Origin of the sequence: Caballeronia sp. LZ029, from assembly GCF_031451275.1 — a bacterium.
GTDB classification, from domain to species: Bacteria; Pseudomonadota; Gammaproteobacteria; order Burkholderiales; family Burkholderiaceae; genus Caballeronia; species Caballeronia jiangsuensis.
The window spans coordinates 46,845-68,612 of sequence record NZ_JARUXO010000094.1; the positions used below are offsets into that span (position 1 = coordinate 46,845).

Below are 21,768 nucleotides of genomic sequence, written 5' to 3' on the forward strand. Positions count from 1 at the left end.
GCCGATAACGATCTATGTCGAGGCAACTTTAGGCTTTGGGCTTGCGAAAATGATTGAGAAACAGCAACAAGGGCGGGAACAGCAGTCTAAGGACGCATCACGTCGATGCGCAGGATGTCGGGTCGCTCCGGAACACCCCATCGACATGGCGTTCGCTTTCCAGCCAATCGTCGATACAAGCCTAGGCATGCCCTATGCCCATGAAGCGCTGGTTCGCGGTTTGAACGGGGAGCCAGCGGCGTCCGTTCTCGCGCAGGTTGATGAAAGGAATCGCTACTACTTCGACCAGCGCTGCCGAACCCTTGCCATCTCTCAGGCTGCTGCGTTAGGCATGGGCAGCTTCTTGTCAATCAACTTCATGCCGAATGCAGTCTATCAACCGGAGGCCTGCATAAGGAGCACGCTTGAAGCGGCCGAGAAGCACAACTTTCCGACCGACCAAATTATCTTCGAGACAGTCGAGGGCGAAAATATCATTAGCCGAAGACACTTGGTGGACATCTTCCGCGCGTACCGACGCTTCGGTTTCAAAACTGCAATCGACGACTTTGGAGCGGGGTATTCTGGGCTTACTCTGCTTGTTGATTTTCAGCCCGATCTTATCAAGCTCGATATGGAGTTGATTCGAGGAATAGACACTGATCGCGTTCGACAGAATATCGTGCGAGGCGTGCTGGCAATGTGTCGGGATCTCGGCGTGCAAGTGATTGCGGAAGGAATTGAAACAAAGGGCGAACGTGACTTCCTTGCTGCCAACGATGTTTCGCTGATGCAAGGATACCTTTTTGCTAGGCCCGCTTTGAAAGCGATGCCAACGCCAACTGCAGACTGGCTTGTCGCCAGCCCGTGAGCAAAAAGCAGAATCACAGTATGTAGGGCAATCTCGGATAAATATTGTCACAGCTTCGTGCTGCCGAGAAGTTGCTGGGTAACGCGCATGAAAACGCCGCTTTTTCCTTGCTGCGGTTGTAAGTTGGTTGTTGGTGCAAGCTAAGCTAGGGCGCGGGCGGTTTGTTTTCGGTAGTGAGTTCCGCGGAAGCGTTCCCCATCCGTGATTTTATATCTTACCTTCCACTAAGCGCGCCGGTAGGCTTCGCCAGCCGCCGCAATAGTTTGGCGATCGAGCGGTCATTCGGCGCGGATGTCCGATCAATCACGACAAACTGCCGAATCACGCCAGTGCTGGCTCTTTACTGTAGAGCGTCACCGGGACCCAGTTGCGGGTCGCCGTCTTTTGAAGTGACGCCACGGGCATGCTGGTTTGAGTGATGGAGCGGTTCTAATCGGCACGATAACCTTGCGGCCGCCCGGTTGCCGATCAAACCGGCCGGGGCTGTGTCACTTACCCACCGGCGCGATGTCAGCCGATTTGTCGTTGTTACGCGGCGCTACTCGCCATACAGCGTTGCCGACGTCGTCAGCCACAAGCAAGGCCCCATGCGCGTCCAGTGCGACACCAACGGGTCGACCCACGGCGTCGCCGTCTGCCGTCAGAAAGCCGCTCAGGAAATCCTCAGGTACGCCAGCAGGTTTTCCATCGACAAATGGAATAAACACCACCTTGTAGCCGGTACGCGGCTTACGGTTCCATGATCCATGCTGGCCGACAAATGCCCCTCCACGATAATGAGGCGGGAACAGTGTCCGGTCGTAAAAGACCAGACCTAGCGAAGCCGTATGATTGCCGAGTGCATAGTCCGGCGCGATGGTTTTTGCAACCAGATCGGGGCGTTGCGGTTTGACGCGAGTGTCGATGTGCTGCCCGTAGTAGCTGTAGGGAAAGCCATAAAAAGCGCCATCTTTCACGGCGGTCATGTAGTCGGGGACAAGATTGTTGCCGAGATCGTCCCGCTCATTGACTGCCGCCCACAACGCGCCGCTGTCCGGTTGCCAAGCAAGTCCGTTGGCGTTGCGCAATCCAGTCGCATAGGGCCGCACATGGCGCGTGTCAATGTCGAACACGAGGATACGCGCTCGACCTTCTTCGGCGTCGACTCCATTTTCCCCTGCGTTGCTGTTCGATCCCACCGTGATGTACAGATGCTTGCCGGAGTGATCGACCAGGATATTTTTGGTCCAGTGATGGTTGATCGGCCCGGCCGGCAAGTCGGCAACCTTGACGCCGGGGCTTGTAATCTGGGTGGTGCCCGTCACATAGTTGAAACGCAACAGAGCGTCCGTATCGGCAACATAGAGTTGATTGCCAATGAGCGCCATGCCGAACGGCGAGTGGAGGCCACCCAGAAACACGGTCTGAGTCCTCGCGACGCCGCTGCCATCCACATCGCGCAACAGCACAATACGATCGGGGCTCGGCACACCGGCGCCGGCGCGCTTCATGACCTGCTTTCTGACCCAGCCGAATATGCCGCTGCCCTTATCGTGTTCTTTTGGCGCGTCGCTTTCCGCGACCAGTACGTCACCATTGGGCAGCGTATAAAGCCAGCGCGGGTGCGCGAGGCCACCGGCAAACTCGGTGACGCGAAAGCCTGTGGGAGCGGTGGGCATAAAACCGTTGGGGCGCGCCTGAACGGGCGCGATGTTGACCATCGGAATCAAGGACGATTCCGGAGCCGGCATGGCGGGCGACACGCCGAAGCCCGCGTCGCTTGAACCTGTTGGTCCGATCGCACAGGAGGCCAGCGGCAAAACCAGTGAAATAGCCAGACGGTTTAGCAGGCGCATGTGGGTTCCGAGTGAAGAGCGTTAATGGACGGTGCACGGGACGAACAGCAAGAAGCCGGCCATGACGTTGCCTGCTAATGCGCAAACTATTCTGTGATTCAAGTGGAAAACCTCGGCCTCCCGGCTTCCGGTCGTGCTGACCCCACATTGGCGGTTGTGCGGGAAAAGCAGCGGAGTCGAGCATCCGGATCGCTCCTCCCGGGCGTCAGCTTTCCTTAAGATAAAGTCGCTAGCATCTATCGGATTTGCGTAGTGCTTTTTTCAGGCCATCAACTCAAGATTCGCAGGCTGCGCACTCCCATCAATTCATCAAGTCGTGACAACTTGAGGAGCAAGAATGGCGAAGGTCTACAAAGTGCAGCGTCCGGCATATGACGCAGTCGCACGCACACTGCACTGGCTAACCGTCCTGTTGGTCGCAATGCAATTTGTGATCGGCTGGACGATGCCGGACGTCCACAAAGACACGCAGCCGGTTGATCTGATCGCGTGGCATCTTGGCGTGGGCGCGACGCTCGTCGCCGTCATGGCAATCCGGGTGATCTGGCGATTGACGCATTGGCCCACGCCGGATGAACTGCCACCGCTACTCAGCGTCGTCTCGCGCATAACGCATGTTCTCCTCTACGCCGCCCTGGTGCTAGTGCCGCTGCTCGGCTGGATCAACGCGTCCTCACGAGGCTGGACGGTCCGCTTGCTGGGCGTGGTGTCCTATCCGGCGCTGAGCGAACCGGGCTCGGCCTTCGGCCACGCGATGGGGGATGTGCACGGCATCCTCGCATGGGTGCTCTTCGCGTTGATTGGTCTGCATGTCGTCGCAGCGCTGTTCCACCGCTATGTCCTGAAGGACCATGTGCTGCAAAGGATGTTGCCCCACGCAGGCCCGTCGCGTGATCAGGGTCGAGACCGCTAGGGTCCGCCAACGCCCAAGGCTCACAAGGAACCGCATCGAATCAAGGCGATCGGGTGGCTACGCGCTGCGGTCCTTGGCGCGAACGACGGCATAAATTCGACGGCGAGTCTGATAATCGGCGTCGCGTCCGCGTACGCAGAACACGGCGATCTGGTGCTGACCGGCCTGACTGGATTGGTAGCCGGCGCGATGTCGATGGCGACAGGCGAGTACGTATCGGTCTCGTCGCAGGCGGATACAGAAACTGCGGCGCTCGCCGAAGAGCAGGCGGAGCTCGATGCGGATGGCGCACGAGCATCGAGAGTTGGCCGCGATTTACGTACAGCGCGGCCTCGACATGGCACTTGCCGAACAGGTTGCGCAGGCTTTAATGGCTCACGACGCACTTGGCACACATGCCTGCGACGAATTGGGTATTTCGGAAACGACCGTTGCAAATCCGTTGCAGGCTGCGCTAGCGTCAACCAGCAGCTTTTCGGTGGGAGCTGCTTTGCCGCTCATCGTCACGGCGCTCGCCCCGCAGCGATGGGTGGCCCCAAGTACCGCGGTGACGGCGCTGGTATCCCTAGCGATCCTTGGCGGACTTGCCGCGCGCGTCGGAGGAGCGAAAGTGGGTCGTGGTGTATTACGGGTCGCTTTCTGGAGCGCGCTGTCGATGGGTGTGGCATCCGCAGTCGGTGCTATATTCGGCGCAAGTTGAGCCGTGACAGCTTTCCGCACTATAGTAACTTTCTATTCCGCGACGGTTGTCATCTGCTTGCTCGGCCTAAATTTTTCCGGAACGTCCAGCAGCCAAAGCCGCCGTTATTACCGCCTATCGCCGTATTGGTGGTCGCCTTGACCTCGGCAAATCGGGACACGTCGACGAGATCACCGATGGCCCGCGCATTGAAGGGTGCATGCGTGTTGCCTGAGAACTGCGGCGGATTACACGGATGGTCGCGGCTGGGTGATCCAGAGGCAGCTATCGGTTGCGATCGATTAAATTGCCGATCAACGCGTGATCTGAATATTCATGCACACCGCCGCCGAGGGAACGCGGCAAATCCACGATCAGCGAATGCGCGGACTGTCAGCGAAAGAGAGCGACGGGCTAAATATTGCGCGAATTCCAGTAGTCGGTGCCTCACTCGACGATGGGCAAGATCGCCGTCGACGCTTGCAACTGGCTCGGGCTGGACAGCATCGACCGCGCTATTGGACGAAAGCCGGTAATACATAACAGAGGGCTTGCGAACGTCGGCTTAATCTTTTCGCAGCGGACGGTCACGAACGTTGGGCCGAAGGACGCTTGTGGGGGTCGTCTTCGGCCTTACGGAAACCGAGCCGCGCGGCGCAACTCGGTTGGTTCTAACATCGTACCGCATTCGGCCATTTGCGGAAATTGTTTTGCGCTTGCCAAGGGACATTCAAGCGGCGGCTCGATTCACAAAAGGGACGTTCTCATTTCGAAGGATCGAAGAGGACTTGAAGCGGTTGGTCGCCGTGTATACAGCAACCACCGCTTTGGAAAGAGTCTTGGATCCAAAGATGTGGGTGGTCCCGACGTTCGTGGAAGTTTGTGGGGGGCGGACCGGGCAAGCTTGCGTGTGCCGCGGCGGTATAAATTGAAGAGGAGCGTGTGCACAAATTATCGGATCGCTTTAATGGAATTCTGAAGCTGCTTACGGGAGAAGGATTCAAGGCAGCGCTCGACGCGAGCTCTACCAGAACAATTGCAGCGACAGCTACATACTGTGTAGATGGTCCTCACTGATCGCCGTCCAGCGCGCGAACCAGGTCAGGCAATGCCACAGGCTTCACGAAGTGTCGTTCGAAGCCGGCCGCCGAAGCGCGCCTGACATCCTCGGACTGACCGTAACCCGTAAGAGCGAAAAGACGAAGTTGTGCGTGCTGCGGTTGCGTGCGCAGGGCGAGCGCCAATTCATATCCGTCCATACCGGGCAAGCCGATATCAAGAACGGCGACGGCCGGCGCGAAGCGCGCAGCGATGTCCAGCGCTTCGATGGGATCGAGAGCCGTAGCGACCTCGAAGCCCATTTCCGTCAAAAAGGCTTCCATCGACAGAAGGCCATCGACGTTATCGTCGACCAGCAGGACACGTAAGCCTGTCCGGCTCGACGACTCCGAGGCGGAAGAAGCCGGCAAGGCATGCGCGCTGGCGAGTTCAGCGCGCGTTGCGAGAGGAAGTGTCACCGTGAAGGTAGAACCTTTCCCCGGCCCGTCACTGCTTGCATCGACAGTGCCGCCATGCAGTTCCACCAGATTCTTCACGAGGGCGAGGCCGATGCCCAGGCCGCCTTTCGACCGGTCGATCGTAGTGCGTCCCTGCTCAAAGATTTTGAAAAGTCTCGGCATTAACTCCGCGCTGATGCCTGCGCCGTTGTCACGGATGCAGACCGCAACATGGCCGGGAGTCGTTCGCGCCTCGACGCGAATTTCGCCGCCCGCGTCCGTATATTTGGCTGCGTTGTTTAACAGGTTGCTGAACGCCTGCGTTAGACGCGTAAGATCGCCGAAGATCTGCGTTCCATCGTCGGATAGCGCGACCGTGAGTCGCTGATTTCGCTGTTCTACAAGCGGGCTGGCCGCTTCGACCGCACGAGTGATGACCGAACTGATGCGCAGGCTCTCGCGCTTCAGTTCGATCTTTCCTCGCGTGATGCGGCTGACGTCCAGAAGGTCCTCAACCAGCTTGGATAGATGAGCGACCTGACGCTCGATGATTTCGTGATACCGATCGGTCACGTTGCCGCGTTCGCGTCGGATCAGCGCCAGTGCGGTGGTGATTGGCGCAAGCGGATTGCGCAACTCATGGCCGAGCATGGCGAGAAATTCGTCTTTCGCCCTGTTTGCCTCCTCGCGCTCGTGAGCCGCTCGGGCGGCCTGAATTCCGGTCGCGGCCTGAGAGGTGGCCGCACGCAAGAAGGCAATCTCGTTGAGTGTCGGAAAGTGGGCGGCAGCGGCCCCGAACCACACGCTTCCTTGCCCGGAGCTGAATCCCATGCTTAGGCGGATCATCCTCATCGGACCCGCGGGCGTATCGCACAGATTGACCCTGGTACCGATTGGGAGCCGGTGCCATTCGACTACGGATTCCCGCCATGCGATGGAGTTGTCCGTAGTGACATCGCGGCCGTTCAAGCGCATCTGCACAAATGGAGCAGCGGCTGGCAGCAAGGGAACGTCGACATAACAGAGGTCCAGCGGAACGATCCGTTCGATGGCCTGCGTCATCAATCCGACGATGGCCTTGCCATCGCCGCCTGCCCAGAGTGCTGGCAGCGCCAGCAATCCCATCAGGTCCCTGAGCGCGTGCTCCGCACTTTCCCCGCTGAATCGGTCGTTGTCCATTTTTCTATGTCGATGGCTCTGCTGGGCGAAGGAACGTCTCAAGCCTGCGCGCGTCGCTTGCGAAACTCCAGTTCCCTGATCATCTCCGATGGCGGGATAAAGAACGGATTCTCCTGCACGATGCCGTTGATGAGGGTCAGCGGATGGGTGCGCAACACGTCCATGAGCATGGCCCCCGAGAGTTTGGCCATATCGTAGACGCACACGGCGGGCTGGCGGTTGCGTTCGATAATCTCGTTGACTTCGGCTTCGTATGCGATGAGGTCTGGCGCGTTGGGCGTTTCTCCAAATGCCCAGTCCATGTTTCCCATGATGCGGAGCTGGGAGAATCCCCTATCGCGTCCTGAGCCGGTGAGCCGATCTACCAGCGCGAGCATGCGGTCTTTGTCGAATGCGCCGTCGTCATCCAGATAGGCCTCGGGCCATGTGAAGATTTCGAGCTGTCCGCACGCCTCGCATTCATGCGTGTCGATGCCCGCAGCGTCCAGTCTCGCCCGATGGTCATCCAGGTTGGCGGGATCGACGATGTGAAAGTTCTTTTCTCCATTCGCTATCGCCTGTTGGTAGAACGGATTCAGCGCGTCGTATTCCTCATCGCGGCTGTTGAAAAACGCGCAAACGTGATAGGCGTCCATCGGCGTGCCGGCGATGGTAATGGGACTGTCCATATTTCCTCCTTGGTTGACCACGTGTTTCGCAAAGCGGCGGGGAAGCCCGGCGCCGGTGGGTTGACCATGATGTGGTTCAACAGCCAGACGATTCTATGGCATCGCCGCCCGAGATGGACCCGCAATTCACAGTTCGTCGCAGGGCAAGGCGTCCGAAGCGGTAACGACGACCGGAGCACCATATTTCTTCAGACTAATCAAAATCGACGTGCACCCCGAAGGGACGCATGGCGTTTGGGACTTTCGCGTTGAAATGATGCGAGAGTCTTTTACCCGATCAGTTTCAAGACACCTATACCATTCGCCAAGGAACGGACCTAGCAACGCGTCGTGATCGCTCGAGTCTTTGTTAAGAAACCGTTTCTGTGGTCAGAAATGCATTGGAGACGGATTGGCGCCGCTAGTAAATCGACGAATTCGGCTTGCGACCAGGGCGTTGTGACCTAATATATGGCAGTTTTCAAAGCATTCGGAGTCCTAATACAAAATATTATTGTGGTAGCGGTTCGGTGGTAATATCGACGAATGCCGATCTACGATAGAGAGTGGGGCCGTGGGACAAGGTGCAGACAATTTTGACGACGACGAGGCATTCGAGTCGTTTCCCGACCCGGAAGTCGCGCGCATCGTGCTCGAACTTGACCGGACCATCACACGGCGCCGCCGTGCTGGCGCGATAAGTCACAGCGTCGAAGGACGGCCCGTGCCGGTCAAACCCAGCCATATTGAATTGCGGGTCCTGACCACTCTCGCGCAGACCTATGGCCCATTGCTTTTCGGCAAAGAATTCGAACCCGTGCTCGAGCACATTGCGAAATGCGGTGCCGTGGTCCTGGTACAGCGGGCCATGTGGGGCGACTTGCCGGAAGACCATGGTCTCGCCGCACCTCTGCTCGACGCGCGGATCCCGTTCGAGATCCTGTGCGGCACTTGGCCTGATGTGTTCATGGCGCAGGCGCATGCCGAGCTGAAGGGTTTCCGGCCACGGCCCCCCCATCCGCGCATGGAATCGGATGATGGGGAGCGCGACGATGGCTGAAGTCCGATTTGTTTGAACCTCCGCTGCGCCGGAAGCGCTGACGCATGGTCATTCGGCGAACGAATCGGGACCGACGACTTCGTAGTGGATTTTCGACTCGCGGATATCGAGCGCTTTCAAGGCATCATGTTGCGCTCTCGTGAACGGAATGGGATCGCAGATGTAGTATCGGCTGCGGGAGGCAGATCTTGTCGCGGAGATCACTCAAATTGATGAAGCCTGGCCTGTCGCCCTACAGACGCTCTGGTCGCCCGGTTCTGGGCGATCGGTCCGGATGGACACCATGAAGATTGCGCGGGCGTCTATCAGTACGAGGGCATCAACGACTGTTCGCGCTTCCGCGTACTGGCCGCCGATCCCGCAGAAATGCCCGTCATACGCTACTTTTCCTTGATCTCGTGATCGAGCAGATGTCTTTTCGTATCGCGCGTGTCCAGACTCACAGGGCGGCGAGTTCCTCGCCAAATCGGCGCAGAGACGTCTGATATGCGAAACCATGACATTGCAACTGATCTCACCACGCTCGCCACCCCTCAATGGCAAGTTCGATCGGTCACAGCTTTCTCACCTGACCGAGTGATGGTTTCACCATTAGCCGGCCAATGATCCGATCGAACAGCGAATTGATGGCTGGGCAATTCGAATACAACTGGAACCACCGGCACGGCTCGCTCGAAGGAAAGATGCCCGTGGACCGAATCCGGAAAGTAAGCGAAACCACACCTCTTGCGCAACAGGTGGAAGGCGCCTACGACGAAACAAAAGGCCGAATCCGACATCGCGAATGGCAAGTCGACAAGACTCGTGTCGAGCATCATCGGCGCGTGCTTGATCTCGTGGCTCTGGTCGAAGCACGCGAGTTTTAGAACGCCACGAAAACGGTTTGCAAGAAAGTGAAACGGCGTCTGTGAATCGCATAGCTTATTGTTTCTTCGCGGCATCGACCTTCGCTTCGGCTGCCTTCTTGTTTGCGTCGTTCTGAGCTTCGACCTTCTTCTCGTCGGCCTTCGCTTGCGCTACGTTCGCATCGTTGGCGGCATCCCGCTTCTTCCTGTCGGCTTTCGTCTGCGCATCCCGCATCTTCTTGTTCGCCTTGGTCTGCGCGTTTGCCGCATTATTCCGGGCGCCGGACGCCTCCGCTGCCGTGGTCGCCATGGTGCCTTTGGCGGCCTTCTTGTCGGCATCGGCCTGTGCAGATGCTTTGTCTTCGTTCGCCGACGCTTGTGCCTTCGCCGCATCGCTCTGCGCTTCGGCCTTTTTCTTGTTCGCTGTAGCCTGGGCTTCCATCTTTTCGCTGTTTGCCTTCATTTGAGCTTTTTGCGCGTCTGCGGCGACTGCTGCATGTTGGAATGCTGCCGTGGCAAGTAGTGCGGATGCGATGACAGATATCAGCTTTTTCATGATTGAGACCTCCTGTACGTCTGTTTGAGTGGCTAACGCGGCTTATCGTTGTTGCGACCTTCGCGGTTCTCCGAGGTGAAGCGGTTGCGGGACCGGTGGCGAATCGTTTGTGCGGGATTCCGATCAGCGTTCCTCTCGTCTCCGTCGATGTCGTCGCCGATCTGTGCTGCGCAAGAAATGTTCCGGCGGTGTTTGTGCCCCTCCGTAGGAACGCCGGGTAGTCGCGTCGCAAACCCAAAATTGCTGCGAGATTGTGGACTTACCTGCGTTCGATGCTTCATGCGTCATCGGAATCATCAATTCTCGAACGGCGAGCGGGTTTTATAATTGAGAACGATTCACGCGCGCGCCGTTGCGCTATGCGGCCTTTTCGGCGCCAACGCAGAAGTCGCGGTGAGGCTTCAAGAAGGTCGGAGTCTCTACTTGAGGCACGCAATGCAACTACAGCAACATAATTGGACGCGCCGCGAAACTCGACTAGTTTGTCTCGAATCGTGGTTGTCGACGACTATCGAGCAGCGGCTAGAGGGAGACCTTAAGACGGTGCCGGGTAGAGGCGACCTCACGCAATGCATTGTTCACGCTCGACTGGTCGACTGGACAACGCGCAAAGCTTGCACTGTCGGCCACTCGCTACGAAATTGTTGTGCTGGTCTTGGGATTACACCGGTCTATCTGGGATGAGTCTTCTGACGCACCTTCGCATGCATGGCCATGCAGTTCCTCTTCTAGTGTCGGCCGACAGCAAGGGATACGACAGATCGAATTGCCGGACTCGACGCAGGCGGGGACGATTACGTCGGTAATCCATTTGACTCGGGCGAGGTAGTCTCGCGCTCTCGCGCTTTAGTATGACGCTCGCAAAATCGCGCAAGCGAGACATTAGCCTGGCGGAACCTGACTGCGAATCCTGTGTCGATGACGGTCACGAAGAGCGAAGCGTTTGAGCGCCACGACTAACGTCGTCCCTTCCAGCCTTTACAAAAATAAGAAGGCTACCCCGGCGGTGAGAGTGGGTAGCAATGCGGCCCCGAGCAATTTCAGCGGGCTCACGGCGCCTCCGTGAAACTGACGGCCAAGTATCGCCAAGCCTGCGGGATTAGGCGCGTTGGCAATTACGGTCAATCCGCCCCCGGTCACGGCGCCCGCCACCAATAGGTACTTTGCGCGGTCAGATAAATCAGGGATGAGCGATCCCAGATAGGTGATGGCTGCATTGTCCATCACAGCCGTCAACCCTGTCGCGCCGACGTAGAGCGCGAGCGCGTCCATCGAACCCACGACCGGCTGTAGCCACCATTGCTGCAGTCCGCCAAGCACAATCAAGCCGCCGAGGAAGAACGCGACAAGGAGACTCTCACGGAGCATGAGCGGCGATTGATGGCGCTCGTAGGCTTGTGTGTATCCGAGGAAGAAAAGGAACGCTCCAATGAAGACGACGGTGTGATGCGAATTGATGACGACCAGCGCGAGGAATACGACATGAACAATGGTGACGCCTACCGGCACTCGCTCTAACGGCACAGCGTCCGCACAATCGCGTGACGGCAGCGTCGGCACGCTCTTAGCCGTGAGCGCGACGAAGACCGATGCGTTGACAACAACGGCGAGGGCTGCTTTCCAGCCGAATGTTGTCGCCATAAAACCAGTGTTCCATTCCCACGCACTTGCGACCATCAACACCGGCGGGGCTGCATACGCAGTCAAAACGCCACCGATCGAGACGTTCACGAAGAGCAAAGCAAGACCGAAGTACTTGACTCGCTCCGGTACCTGCGCGACAAACAATCTATCGCGCAGCAAAAGCGCAGCGAGCGTCATTGCGGCCGGTTCCGTAACGAAGGAACCGAGAAGCGGAATTGCGGACAGCGAGAGCCAGACAGCCGCCACTTCTGTGCGCACCGGCAAGAACCGAGACAACCAGATCACAACGTTTGTGACGAGCACCAGGATTGGCCGACTTGCCGCAATAACCATGATTACAAAGACGAACAGCGCTTCGGTGAACTCGCGATGCTCGAGATAGGCCACAGTCGTCGCGGACCCGACCAGCATCCACATCACGAGACATAGGACAAGCGCCCAAAATCCAAAGATGACCTCGACCTCAGCAAGGAAGTGAAAGAGACCTGAGTGTCGGGGAAAGCGGTGGCTAAGCGTCTCGATCCGTGCTACCGAGAAAGTATGGATGAGTGCAAGTGCGAAGATAACGGCGGCAGCGATTTCAACGGAATGGGGCATTGGAGAAGGGTTCGTGTGAATGCGACCCGCGAGTTCGTCGGCCTGTTATATTACAGCAACCCTTCATGCGGTCTGGTCATTACAGACAGGCGCTCTACTACGCCGCTCAAACCGGGGCGGGTGCGGACAGGGTACCAGATCGTCCGTTGCAGGCAGCTATCAAGCGAGTGTGCAAATCAAACGTACCGCACGTCGCCAATGGAAATGCGGCTTCGACCTCAGTTTAAAACGGTCATGTGCAACCGACTCGGTTACGAACATAGCGCCACCCGTGGACCTCATCGCAGCGGAGCGCTGCCAGTATCGTTGGCATCTTGGCGGTCACCGCTTAGCATCTACCATTCGACTTGCCTCAAGAACCGTGGATTGTCCACGCTGCCAGACTCGACCATGTCCATCACCCATCAGCGCGGAAGCGACCGGGAGTAAAGCGGGCGACCTGTGTCGGGCCTCAAAAAAGCTGGGGGATTCGCCGGCGCCGGTAGTTCAGCGAAGAAAGTGGTTCGCACCGTGAACTTTACTTGTGATGACATTGCTCAGATGCGCGAAGTCATCTTCCGTCAGCAGCAACTCATACGCAGTGGCAGGACATGAGCATCAGTTTCTACGCTTGGTATCGGCCCCCGATCGTCCTCCATGAGTGTCCGTCAAGCAATCTTTTCATCTGAAGTGGATATTCTCATAGTCAAAGTCGATCACGACGAACACGCCTCGTGCAACGAGCTTCCGAAGCAGACTGTGCTTTCCCGCGATCGGATTCGGAGTCGCATCATGTTCGCGACGAAAAGGAGCTTCGGTTGTTTATGGCACAATGTGCCAGTTCGAGAAGTCGCTGCTCATGATGAGTTTGCACCATATTTCGACCCGCGTATTGTTTCGCCGCGTCCAGTCTCGGGACGCTGTAGCGGAGAATAATTGAGGTTCAAGCGCTCGTGCCAGTGTTCCTTGCACCGTCGTTGATCTCCGAACGTCGTGTGGAAGCTCGCAGGGACCTGCGGGTTCGACGCGCTAACGCATTGCACGGCGCCTTCGTGAGGCAAGGAGGCCACCTTCGCTCTCAATGTTTCGGTCAGCAGATATTCGCAAGCCTTTTGCTCCCTAGATATGAGAATGTCCAAAAAATTTGTGAGCCTGTCGAGGCACACACTTGCTCCGAAAGCCCCTGCGCATTGGCGATCACGTGCGCTCAGCGGCGTATTTGCCGTATTATTCTTCGCGCTCATTGCGCGCGCGTTTTGGGTACAAGGCATCAACGATGCGTTCTACCGCCAACAGGGCGAGTTGCGGCAGGTGCGCGACTGGCCACTGCATGCTTCACGCGGTCGAATTTTAGATCGCAACGGCTTGGCGCTCGCCATCAGCAGCCCGACGCGTTCGCTGTGCGTAGACGCATCCGGCACCGACGATCACATATCGCGACAGCAGGTCGATGCGCTCGCCCGACTTGTTGACTTAGAACCGGCTGTGATCCAGCAAATCTATGCGGCACATCGCGGATTCGCCTATTTAAAGCGCGGAGTGCCGCCCGAGGTTGCCGAACGCGCGCTACGCCTCGGCATTCCGGGGCTGTACACGCAGGATGACTATCGACGCTCGTATCCAGAAGGCGAGATCGTCGCACAGATCATCGGATTTACCGGCCATGACGGTAGCGGACAAGAAGGCATGGAGCGCTTTGCCGAAGCCCGGCTGCGAGGCGCGGACGGTCATCGGCGCGTGCTTCGCAATGCGCGCGGACAAGTGATTGATACACTCGCTGTTCAAGCGCCGCGCAATGGCAGCGACCTCGTGCTGTCGATAGACCGTTCAATGCAATATGCGGCGTTCGGCGCCTTGCGCAAGGCGGTAAGTCGATCGCATGCGAAGTCGGGCTCTGCCATCGTCCTTGATGCCCATACCGGCGAGATTCTCGCAATGGCCAACTGGCCGAGCTACGATCCGAATCAGCAAGACGCGCGAAGCGGCATGGAAGTGCGCAACCGCGCCGTCACCGACATCTTCGAGCCGGGGTCGGTGATGAAGCCGCTGACTATTGCACTCGCATTGCAACAAGGGCGGATCGCACCCGACACCATCGTCCGTACTGACGGAGGGAAACTGCGACTCGACGGTCGAACCATTCACGACGATAGGAACTTCGGTACACTCACCGCGGCAGGGGTGGTTCAGAAATCGAGTAACGTTGGCACGACCAAGATTGCCTTACTGCTTTCAGCAGCCGATATGTACGGAAACTTTCGTGTGCTCGGGCTCGGTCACGCGCCACGTGCTGGGCTCCCAGGCGCCGCGGCAGGACGGGTGCGCTCATATCGCCACTGGCGTCGAATCGAGCAGGCGACGATGGCCTACGGATACGGGCTTTCCGCTTCGCTGCTGCAGCTTGCGCAAGCTTATACGAGCTTCGCGAACAACGGGCTCATCGTGCCTGCAACGATCTACCACCGTGATCGCGCCTTATCCGTACCTGTCGGGCGCCGGGTATATTCAGCGAGCGTCGCGCGCGAAGTTCGCGTGATGATGGAGAGGGTTGTTTCTCGCGACGGTACTGCGCCGCAGGCTGCCGTACCTGGTTACACGGTGGCGGGCAAGACCGGAACCGCATATAAGTGGACGAGAAACGGTTACGACCGCCGCCAATACCGCGCCTCGTTTATCGGCATCGTGCCTGCTGAGCAGCCACGCGTGGTGATTGCAGTATCGATCGACCGGCCGATGCGGGGATCGCATTTCGGGGGCGCTGTTGCGGGCCCGCCGTTTGTCACCATCGCAACGCAAGCAATGCAAACTTTAAATGTCGCGCCGGACAAAACTGATGAGCGGAAAGCGACATTGCCCGCGACAATGTAGCGATAGTCGCTCGCTGCGCGCGACATAATGTGATGTCGCAGAGCATGATCGCACGACTTGTGAAAATTTAACTGACCAGCTGAGTTACGCTACAACATATGCATATTCGACCTTCGCAAAAGTTTCGATCCGTGGAACGGACGACGCGTCCACTGATTGCGTTGCTATTTCTCATGGGTTCAGTTTGCGCGCAGGCTGTGCCGTGCAGTGAGGCGCACCGAGTTCGCGTTGTCGGTGATGTGCCCGCTGCTATCAGCTACGATATCTTTATGGCAAGTCGTCCGGTTGATGCACGAAAACTCGCATCATTCATTGCTGCACAGCAGGTCAAAATGCTTCCAGACGGAACGATTGGCTGCGTGGTCGCTGACGATGGGGTTACAGATCCAACAGCGCTTCTAATTCAAGTTCCAAATGAGCCGGTGAACTATTGGGTTAGAAGCTGGAACGTCGAGACCGTAGGCGCCTCGAAGTAGAGGCCCCGGCGCGCGAGGCGAAGATGGTAGCTTCGCATGACTCTACCTCTGATGATAAGTCTTTGAGATAAACGGGTCTGATTAGCGTAGAGTTGACGGGGCAACTCTTACCAGACGCCTCAAATATTGATGTCGCCCTCGGGAGCGGGTCAGGCGATTCGGCGCTTTCTCATCCGCCGCCTCTTTGCAGAGTGGGCCCACAGAGTCCCAGCGCGGTGTTGATAACGGCGAGATGAGTGAGCACTTGGGGAAAGTTTCCAGCGAGTTGCCCGCTCGGGACGTTGTATTGCTCCGAAAGCAGGCCGAGATCGTTCGCGACGGAAAGTACCCGTTCGAACTGCTCTCTGGCTTCGGTCGTGCGCCCTTGCATTTGAAGGCAGTCGGCCATCCAGCACGAACATGCCAGGAAGGCGCCTTCGTGCGGACCGCTCGAAATCTTCTTGTGCCGGCGTATCAATCCCTGTTCATCCAGATCGCGACGGATCCTCTCGATGGTTGAGGCCATTCGGGGTTCGTCGGCAGGAAGGAAACCGACGAGCGGCATCAACAGCAGACTCGCATCCAACTCTTCACCGCCGTAATACTGAGTGAAGGCTCCAAGTCCGTCATTCCAGCCTTCGCGACAAATCTCGGCATGGATCGTCTCGCGCAATACGGTGAACCGTGCAATGAGCTCGGCGTCTCGGGCTGCGATCGAGGACTGATGCGCGATAAATCGATCGAACGCGACCCAGGCCATCACCCGTGAATACGTGTAATGACGTGGCTTCGCCCGCGACTCCCAAATGCCCGAACCGGGTGTGTTCCAGACCGTCTCGAGGTGCTCGATAATGCGCCGCTGCACGACATCGTCCTGTCTTGAGGCAGGCAATCCCGCGCGTCGTGCGAGGTCGAGGCAATCGATGACTTCACCGAGCACGTCGACCTGGTGCTGACCGGCCGCCGCGTTGCCGATCCGAACGGGGCTTGCGTAACGAAAACCCTGCAGCCAGTCGATGTTCGACTCGCGCACATGCCGCCCGCCGTCCACCCGGTACATGACGCGGATGTGCTCCGGCGCCCCGGCAATTGTCCGTAATACCCAATCGCGCCATGCGCGCGCTTCCACGTCGAAGCCAGCGTTCAGTAGGGCGACCATGGCGAAACTTGTATCGCGCAGCCAGCTGTACCGGTAGTCCCAATTGAGCTCGCCGGCGGGCGCTTCGGGTAGCGATGTGGTGGGGGCGGCAACGATCGCGCCCGTCCTGTGGTGAGTCAGCGCCTTCAGCGTGAGAAGCGCCCGTCTCACGGCGTTCGGCCACTCGGTTCGTACGTTGTCGAACTTGTTGATCCAGGCGTGCCAGTACGTTTGCGTCTCGAACAGCGCAGCTTCCGCATCCACACGACGCGGTGGCGCTTCATGCGATGCCCCGTAGCTCAGCACGAAGGCGATACGTGCCCCGGCCACGATTTCGAATGCGGCGTGGATGCTGTCATCGGCGACGTCCAACTGCACATCGGTGCGCAAAACCACCCGGTCCGGCCCAATGCAGGCTTGCATCATGCCGTCCTTTTCCTCGGTCCAGGGCGCTAGGCGGCCGTAGTCGAAGCGAAGGCGCGCACACGAGTGCATCCGGACTTTACCTTGCAATCCCACGACGATTCTCACCACCGAGCTCGGAAGATCGCCGACCGGCATGAAATCAATGATGCGTACTCGACCGCCTTGCGTTTCGAAGTCGGTCTCGACGATCACGGTGTCCGGCTGGTAGCGTCGGTCCTGCCGGACCACCGCTTCGTCCGGGGCGAGGGACCAACAGCCGTTTTCCGGCGTGCCCAGGAGGGCCGCGAAACACGCGTCATCGTCAAAGCGGGGCCAGCAAAGCCAGTCAATCGAGCCGTCACGGCTTATTAGGGCCGCCGTGTTGCCGTCGCCGAGCAGTGCGTAATCTTCGATCCGCCGGCTCATTTCACGGAGCCCGTGCGCCTAAGGAGCCCTGCCAGACTCAACGCACCCAGGCAGGCAAGCGACCAGAACATCGTGCGATGGCGATCAGTGAACATCTCCCAGCTCCGCGGTTTGGCCTCGTCATCGAATCGGCCGTGTGCGTTGAAATGTCCCGCTACCGGTTCGAACAGATTGCTGGGCGCGTCCGGCTGCAAAGGCTCATCGGTCAGCTGGCCGCTATAACCGCTCTTCGCAAGGTAGCGGTCGATCAGCGTCGGTGCGACGCGGTTCGCAAGGATCGCTTTGACCGTCGGAAATCCGACCCAGACCTCGCGCCGGCGGTGAGTCGCTGCGAAATAGATGGCGCGCGCGGCGACTTCGGGCTGAAAAATCGGTGCGACGGGCCGAGCACGCTTGCCCATCTTGTTGAGCGCCCAGTCGAACTGGGGCGTATTCACGGCAGGCAGATCGACCATCGTCAGATGGACCTTCAGCTGGTCGTGAATGATCTCCGAACGCAGTGAATCGGTAAAGCCGCGAATCGCGAACTTCGCGCCGCAATAGGCCGATTGCAGGGGCACTGACCGGTACCCGAGCGCGGATCCGACATTCACGATCGTCCCACAGTTGCGCCCGCGCATGCGCGAGAGCGCTGCCATCATGCCGTGCACCTGTCCGAGATAGGTGACCTTGGTGGCGCGCTCGATTTCCTCGGGGGTCAACAGGGACACGGGCGCAAAGGCAGTCGCCATTGCAACGTTCACCCAAACGTCGATCGGCCCGAGCGTCTCTTCGATGTGGCTTGCCGCGGATTCGACGGCGCTCGAGTCGGCAACGTCAGTCGAAACGGGTAGGGTGCGCACGCCATAGCGGTTGCGAAGTTCGCCGGCAGCGCGATCGAGCCGCGCGGAATCGCGCGACAGAAGCGCGACGTCATAACCATGACGCGCGAACTCTTCGGCTGCGGCGCGTCCGACACCCGCGCCAGCCCCCGTGATGACAGCCACTTTGTTCATAATGGACCTCGTATTAGAGTTCGCCCTGTGCAGCTAACGTCTCGATTCGGTCCGCCGTACGTAGCGCGATCGCCTGAATAGTCAGCGACGGATTTACGCCACCCACGGTCGGAAACACGGAGCCGTCGCAAATCCACAGATTCTCGATATCCCAACTGCGGCAGTCCGAGTTGACGACGCTCGTCGCCGGATCGTCGCCCATGCGCGCAGTGCCGTTCAAATGGCAGGTGTCGTCGTCCTGGCGCCAGACGTCGCGCGCGCCAGCAGCGTCGAGCGCCATGCTCATGTAATCGAGCGAATGCGCGACGAGACGCCTGTCGTTGGCGCACATCGAATAGGTGACGCGCGCGACAGGAAGACCGTATTGATCGTTTTCGTCGGCGAGCGTGACGCGATTGCGCTCCTGCGGCATCGCTTCACCTACGATCTTTAATCCGGCCTGATGGTTGTACTTGCGCATCTCGTCGACAAGTGCCTGTCCCCATAACCCGCGCCCGTTCTGCACCGAGGCCCATGCGACGGGTAGCGGCCCTTGGCTCATGTAGCAATAGCCGCCGAAGAAGTCCTTGCCGCGGTCCTCGTAGTTCCAGTGCTCGGTCATTGACAGCGAGGGCGGACCCTTGTGCCAGCGCACCTCCTCTTCCATGGTGCCCCACACGGCCTGATTCAACTGCACCATCAGGTTCTTGCCGACAAGCCCCGAGCTGTTCGCGAGGCCATCGGGATATCGGTCAGTCGCGGACATCAGCAGCAGGCGCGGCGTTTCGATCGCATAGCCCGCAACGACCACATTGCGGGCGCGCTGGAAGCGCCAGCGTCCCTCTCGGAAGTATTCGACGCCGCTCGCGCGGCCGTCGTCGCCCATGACGATGCGCCCGACCATCGCGAGATCGCGGATCTCCGCTCCCGCATGCACGGCGCGAGGTATCCACGTGACGAGTGCGCTCTGCTTCGCGTTGGTGGCGCACCCCGACACACAGAAGCCTCGATAGACGCAAGGGTGCGCTTCGCCGCGTGGCGCGGACACGGTCGCGAGCGGCGTCGGCGTCCAATCGATGCCGAGCGCCTCGCAACCGCGCGCGAGGACCAGCGCTGACGCATTCAACTCGTGCGGTCGATAGGGATAGCGCGGTCGTTTCGGTCCCCACGGATAGTTCACCGGACCGGCGATCTTCAGCGCGTTCTCGGCTTGAGCGTAGTAGCGCCACATCTCACGCCAGTCGAGCGGCCAGTCCGCGCCATAGCCGAGCAGCGATCTCGCTTTGAACCATTCGGGTCGGAAGCGCAGCGACACCATCGCGAAGTGCACGGTGCTGCCACCAACGGCCTTGCCGCTGTTGTTGTTGCCGAGCTTGAGCGGATCGTCGCCGTCGCAGATGCGCTCGTCGGTCCAGAACAGCTTGGACTGATGCGTCTCGTCCGATGCGAACTCCTCGAGCGGGCGCCACCAGGCGCCGGCATCAAAGGCGACGACGCGAAAGCCCTTTTCCGCCAGACGGCAGGCAAGCGTCCCGCCGCCAGCGCCGGTTCCAACGATCGCGAAGTCGACCGCGTCGCTTTCGTCATATTCGCGCATCGGCAGCCATGCGCCGTGACGGAAGACGTCCGGCGCGCGGCCGTGCTTGCCGCGCGGCGCGTGCTGAGGATCATCGGACACGCTGGTTCTCCCGCCGTGCCCGTTCTTCCTCGCCGGGCTTCGCTTCGGCCGCGTCCCACGGATCGCGGCGGCCGAACACCATGCGCACATAACCGCGCGGATTCGCCGGGCCGCCAAAACCGATCTCGCTCCACGCGCGGGGATGCGAGTAGTACGCGCCGCAGATATCGTGCAGCACACGCATTGAAAAGAAGAGGGCGCACGGCATGCCGCACCATGCGTCGTTGCTGAGATCGCCGTGCTGCAGGTCGCGCAAGAGCGCGTTTTGCGCCTCCTTGACGAGGCTCGCGAAGGGCAGTTCATGCCGCGCGCGGCTTTCGGCATCCAGCGCGGCGAGGCCAATGCGCCAGGCTTCACGTAGCGGCGGCAGGCGCGCGTCGCGATAGCCGTCGCCACTGTCGTTGACGAGTTTCGCGTCCAGCAGCGCGGCCAACGGGACCGGCTCGCGCTCGTCGTCCTGCGGCACGATGCAGGCGCACAGCGCATTCACCGCACGCCACTGGACGGCGTCGAAGAAGCGCGGGTCTTGAGGCGTCGCTAGCCGTTCGTCGATGACCTCGCGCGTGATCTCGTCCCATGACAGCGTATCGCGCTTTGCTGTCACGTCATAGCCAGGATAGTGCGGCAGCGTCATCGTTCCGTCTCCCGTAGCCGTTGCGCTGCGAGGCCCGCGAGCGCGAGCGCCGAGAAGCTTGGTGGCGCGGGCAGCGGCGGTCCGTTGAAGAGGTTCTGGCTCCAGTTGCGCCAGCCGCCTTGATTGCGGGCGACCCCGCGCGCATGAAAGGCTACGCCGACGACGCCGAGCGCCGTCGTCATGCGCAGCCAAAACCGCGTGAACCAGCGCGGACGCGGCCTGGCGAGGGCGGTATGGACAAGCAGCGCCGTCGCCACGGGCGGAATGACGATAGGCGCGTACATCACCGGGTTCTGAAATGAACCGCGAAAATGCAGCAGCGCGACTTCGCCGAGCGTGCCAACGAGCCCCGCGCTCGTGAGCAGCGCCAGCGCCCGACCCGCGGGCATACCTAAGAGGCGCGGCTCATGAGCGGGCTGGTCGCGCAGCCGTTCGGCGACCGCGCCGAGCGCGCCGGAGAGCAGGAGCGCCATCGGCGCGCCGATCGGCGCCGCGTAAAAGAGGTTGTGCCAGCTCCATCGGCCCGGTCGCTTGGTGATGTTGTAGAGATGAAATCCAGTGCCCGCGATTCCCGCGAGCGCCGCGCCGACATAGACTGAATTGCGCACCGCATGCCGCTGCGGCTCGTGATCGCGTCCGCCGTGTAGCCCGGCGAGCAAGGACAGCGCGGAGGCGACGAGGGGCGTGTACATAGCGGGGTTGTCGAAACAGCCGCGGTAATGCTCCATCGCGCTGTCCGCGAGCACTGAGAGCGCGAGCAGCGCCGAGCTGTGGTTGAAGGTGCGCGCCGTGTCGATATGCGTCTCGACTGCAGTCCCTCGCCGATTCGTTTTCGTGCCGATCAACGCGGCGCCTGCTGCGGCAAGCCCGCATGCGATCGCGATGTTTCCCGTTGTGAGTGGTTTCATTG

14 protein-coding genes and 2 pseudogenes are annotated in these 21,768 nt (G+C 59.6%); 6 read left to right on the forward strand and 10 right to left on the reverse strand.

The genetic code is table 11. The features are described 5' to 3' along the window. Positions 1–49: 49 nt before the first annotated feature. Positions 50–850 (forward strand): EAL domain-containing protein, encoded by an 801-nt coding sequence (locus QCE73_RS36520; RefSeq protein ID WP_309885741.1) that lies wholly within the window; start codon positions 50–52, stop codon positions 848–850. 488 nt (positions 851–1,338) lie between these two features. Here QCE73_RS36520 and QCE73_RS36525 read toward each other — a convergent pair whose 3' ends face one another. Beyond that, on the reverse strand, positions 1,339–2,685 hold the full coding sequence (locus QCE73_RS36525) for a sorbosone dehydrogenase family protein (RefSeq protein WP_309885713.1): 1,347 nt from the start codon (positions 2,683–2,685) through the stop codon (positions 1,339–1,341). Between the two features lie 337 nt (positions 2,686–3,022). Between QCE73_RS36525 and QCE73_RS36530 the strand changes: the two genes are divergently transcribed. After that, entirely contained in the window at positions 3,023–3,598 is a 576-nt protein-coding gene (locus QCE73_RS36530) for a cytochrome b (RefSeq protein WP_309885714.1), read from the forward strand. Between the two features lie 114 nt (positions 3,599–3,712). Then, positions 3,713–4,298 (forward strand): annotated as a pseudogene (locus tag QCE73_RS36535) (VIT1/CCC1 transporter family protein). A gap of 1,049 nt (positions 4,299–5,347) precedes the next feature. Here QCE73_RS36535 and QCE73_RS36540 read toward each other — a convergent pair. Both QCE73_RS36540 and QCE73_RS36545 read right to left on the reverse strand, forming a co-directional pair. After that, positions 5,348–6,952, reverse strand: a complete 1,605-nt coding sequence (locus tag QCE73_RS36540) for an ATP-binding protein (protein WP_309885715.1) — start codon at positions 6,950–6,952, stop codon at positions 5,348–5,350. A gap of 38 nt (positions 6,953–6,990) precedes the next feature. Next, a complete protein-coding gene (locus QCE73_RS36545) occupies positions 6,991–7,620 on the reverse strand; it encodes an MEDS domain-containing protein (RefSeq protein ID WP_309885716.1) in 630 nt (209 codons plus the stop codon). Between the two features lie 553 nt (positions 7,621–8,173). Here QCE73_RS36545 and QCE73_RS36550 point away from each other — a divergent pair. Together QCE73_RS36550 and QCE73_RS36560 are read left to right on the forward strand one after the other, a co-directional pair. Next, the gene (locus tag QCE73_RS36550) at positions 8,174–8,659 is read left to right on the forward strand and encodes a hypothetical protein (protein ID WP_309885717.1); all 486 of its coding nucleotides are present in this window, start codon (positions 8,174–8,176) and stop codon (positions 8,657–8,659) included. Positions 8,660–8,868: 209 nt separating this feature from the next. After that, positions 8,869–9,525, forward strand: a pseudogene (locus tag QCE73_RS36560) (integrase core domain-containing protein); the annotation flags it as partial. A gap of 55 nt (positions 9,526–9,580) precedes the next feature. Here the strand turns inward: QCE73_RS36560 and QCE73_RS36565 are convergent. Both QCE73_RS36565 and QCE73_RS36570 read right to left on the reverse strand, forming a co-directional pair. Further along, a complete protein-coding gene (locus QCE73_RS36565) occupies positions 9,581–10,060 on the reverse strand; it encodes a hypothetical protein (protein WP_309885718.1) in 480 nt (159 codons plus the stop codon). Positions 10,061–11,038: 978 nt separating this feature from the next. Then, complete coding sequence (locus QCE73_RS36570) at positions 11,039–12,301, reverse strand: putative Na+/H+ antiporter (RefSeq protein WP_309885719.1); 1,263 nt, start codon at positions 12,299–12,301, stop codon at positions 11,039–11,041. Positions 12,302–13,411: 1,110 nt separating this feature from the next. On the opposite strand from QCE73_RS36570, the gene QCE73_RS36575 reads away from it, so the two are divergent. Then, positions 13,412–15,148, forward strand: coding sequence for a penicillin-binding protein 2 (locus tag QCE73_RS36575; RefSeq protein WP_309885720.1), 1,737 nt, complete (start codon positions 13,412–13,414; stop codon positions 15,146–15,148). A 645-nt stretch (positions 15,149–15,793) separates the two neighbouring features. Here the strand turns inward: QCE73_RS36575 and QCE73_RS36580 are convergent. Genes QCE73_RS36580 through QCE73_RS36600 form a run of 5 tightly spaced genes read right to left on the reverse strand, consistent with a single transcriptional unit; the run spans position 15,794 to position 21,766 of the window. Then, on the reverse strand, positions 15,794–17,572 hold the full coding sequence (locus QCE73_RS36580) for a glycoside hydrolase family 15 protein (RefSeq protein WP_309885721.1): 1,779 nt from the start codon (positions 17,570–17,572) through the stop codon (positions 15,794–15,796). Continuing rightward, entirely contained in the window at positions 17,569–18,567 is a 999-nt protein-coding gene (locus QCE73_RS36585) for an SDR family oxidoreductase (RefSeq protein ID WP_309885722.1), read from the reverse strand. Before QCE73_RS36585 ends, QCE73_RS36580 begins: the two co-directional genes overlap by 4 nt. A gap of 13 nt (positions 18,568–18,580) precedes the next feature. After that, positions 18,581–20,224 (reverse strand): GMC family oxidoreductase, encoded by a 1,644-nt coding sequence (locus QCE73_RS36590; protein WP_309885723.1) that lies wholly within the window; start codon positions 20,222–20,224, stop codon positions 18,581–18,583. Then, complete coding sequence (locus QCE73_RS36595; protein ID WP_309885724.1) at positions 20,214–20,858, reverse strand: gluconate 2-dehydrogenase subunit 3 family protein; 645 nt, start codon at positions 20,856–20,858, stop codon at positions 20,214–20,216. Before QCE73_RS36595 ends, QCE73_RS36590 begins: the two co-directional genes overlap by 11 nt. Next, positions 20,855–21,766 (reverse strand): hypothetical protein, encoded by a 912-nt coding sequence (locus QCE73_RS36600; protein ID WP_309885725.1) that lies wholly within the window; start codon positions 21,764–21,766, stop codon positions 20,855–20,857. Before QCE73_RS36600 ends, QCE73_RS36595 begins: the two co-directional genes overlap by 4 nt. Positions 21,767–21,768 lie beyond the last annotated feature (2 nt).

Coding starts and splice junctions, on each gene's coding strand:
- QCE73_RS36520 (WP_309885741.1), top strand. CDS start 50: ATGATTGAGAAACAGCAACAAGGGCGGGAACAGCAGTCTAAGGACGCA.
- QCE73_RS36575 (WP_309885720.1), top strand. CDS start 13,412: ATGTCCAAAAAATTTGTGAGCCTGTCGAGGCACACACTTGCTCCGAAA.
- QCE73_RS36600 (WP_309885725.1), bottom strand. CDS start 21,766: ATGAAACCACTCACAACGGGAAACATCGCGATCGCATGCGGGCTTGCC.
- QCE73_RS36565 (WP_309885718.1), bottom strand. CDS start 10,060: ATGAAAAAGCTGATATCTGTCATCGCATCCGCACTACTTGCCACGGCA.
- QCE73_RS36545 (WP_309885716.1), bottom strand. CDS start 7,620: ATGGACAGTCCCATTACCATCGCCGGCACGCCGATGGACGCCTATCAC.
- QCE73_RS36580 (WP_309885721.1), bottom strand. CDS start 17,572: ATGAGCCGGCGGATCGAAGATTACGCACTGCTCGGCGACGGCAACACG.
- QCE73_RS36585 (WP_309885722.1), bottom strand. CDS start 18,567: ATGAACAAAGTGGCTGTCATCACGGGGGCTGGCGCGGGTGTCGGACGC.
- QCE73_RS36525 (WP_309885713.1), bottom strand. CDS start 2,685: ATGCGCCTGCTAAACCGTCTGGCTATTTCACTGGTTTTGCCGCTGGCC.
- QCE73_RS36530 (WP_309885714.1), top strand. CDS start 3,023: ATGGCGAAGGTCTACAAAGTGCAGCGTCCGGCATATGACGCAGTCGCA.
- QCE73_RS36540 (WP_309885715.1), bottom strand. CDS start 6,952: ATGGACAACGACCGATTCAGCGGGGAAAGTGCGGAGCACGCGCTCAGG.
- QCE73_RS36570 (WP_309885719.1), bottom strand. CDS start 12,301: ATGCCCCATTCCGTTGAAATCGCTGCCGCCGTTATCTTCGCACTTGCA.
- QCE73_RS36595 (WP_309885724.1), bottom strand. CDS start 20,858: ATGACGCTGCCGCACTATCCTGGCTATGACGTGACAGCAAAGCGCGAT.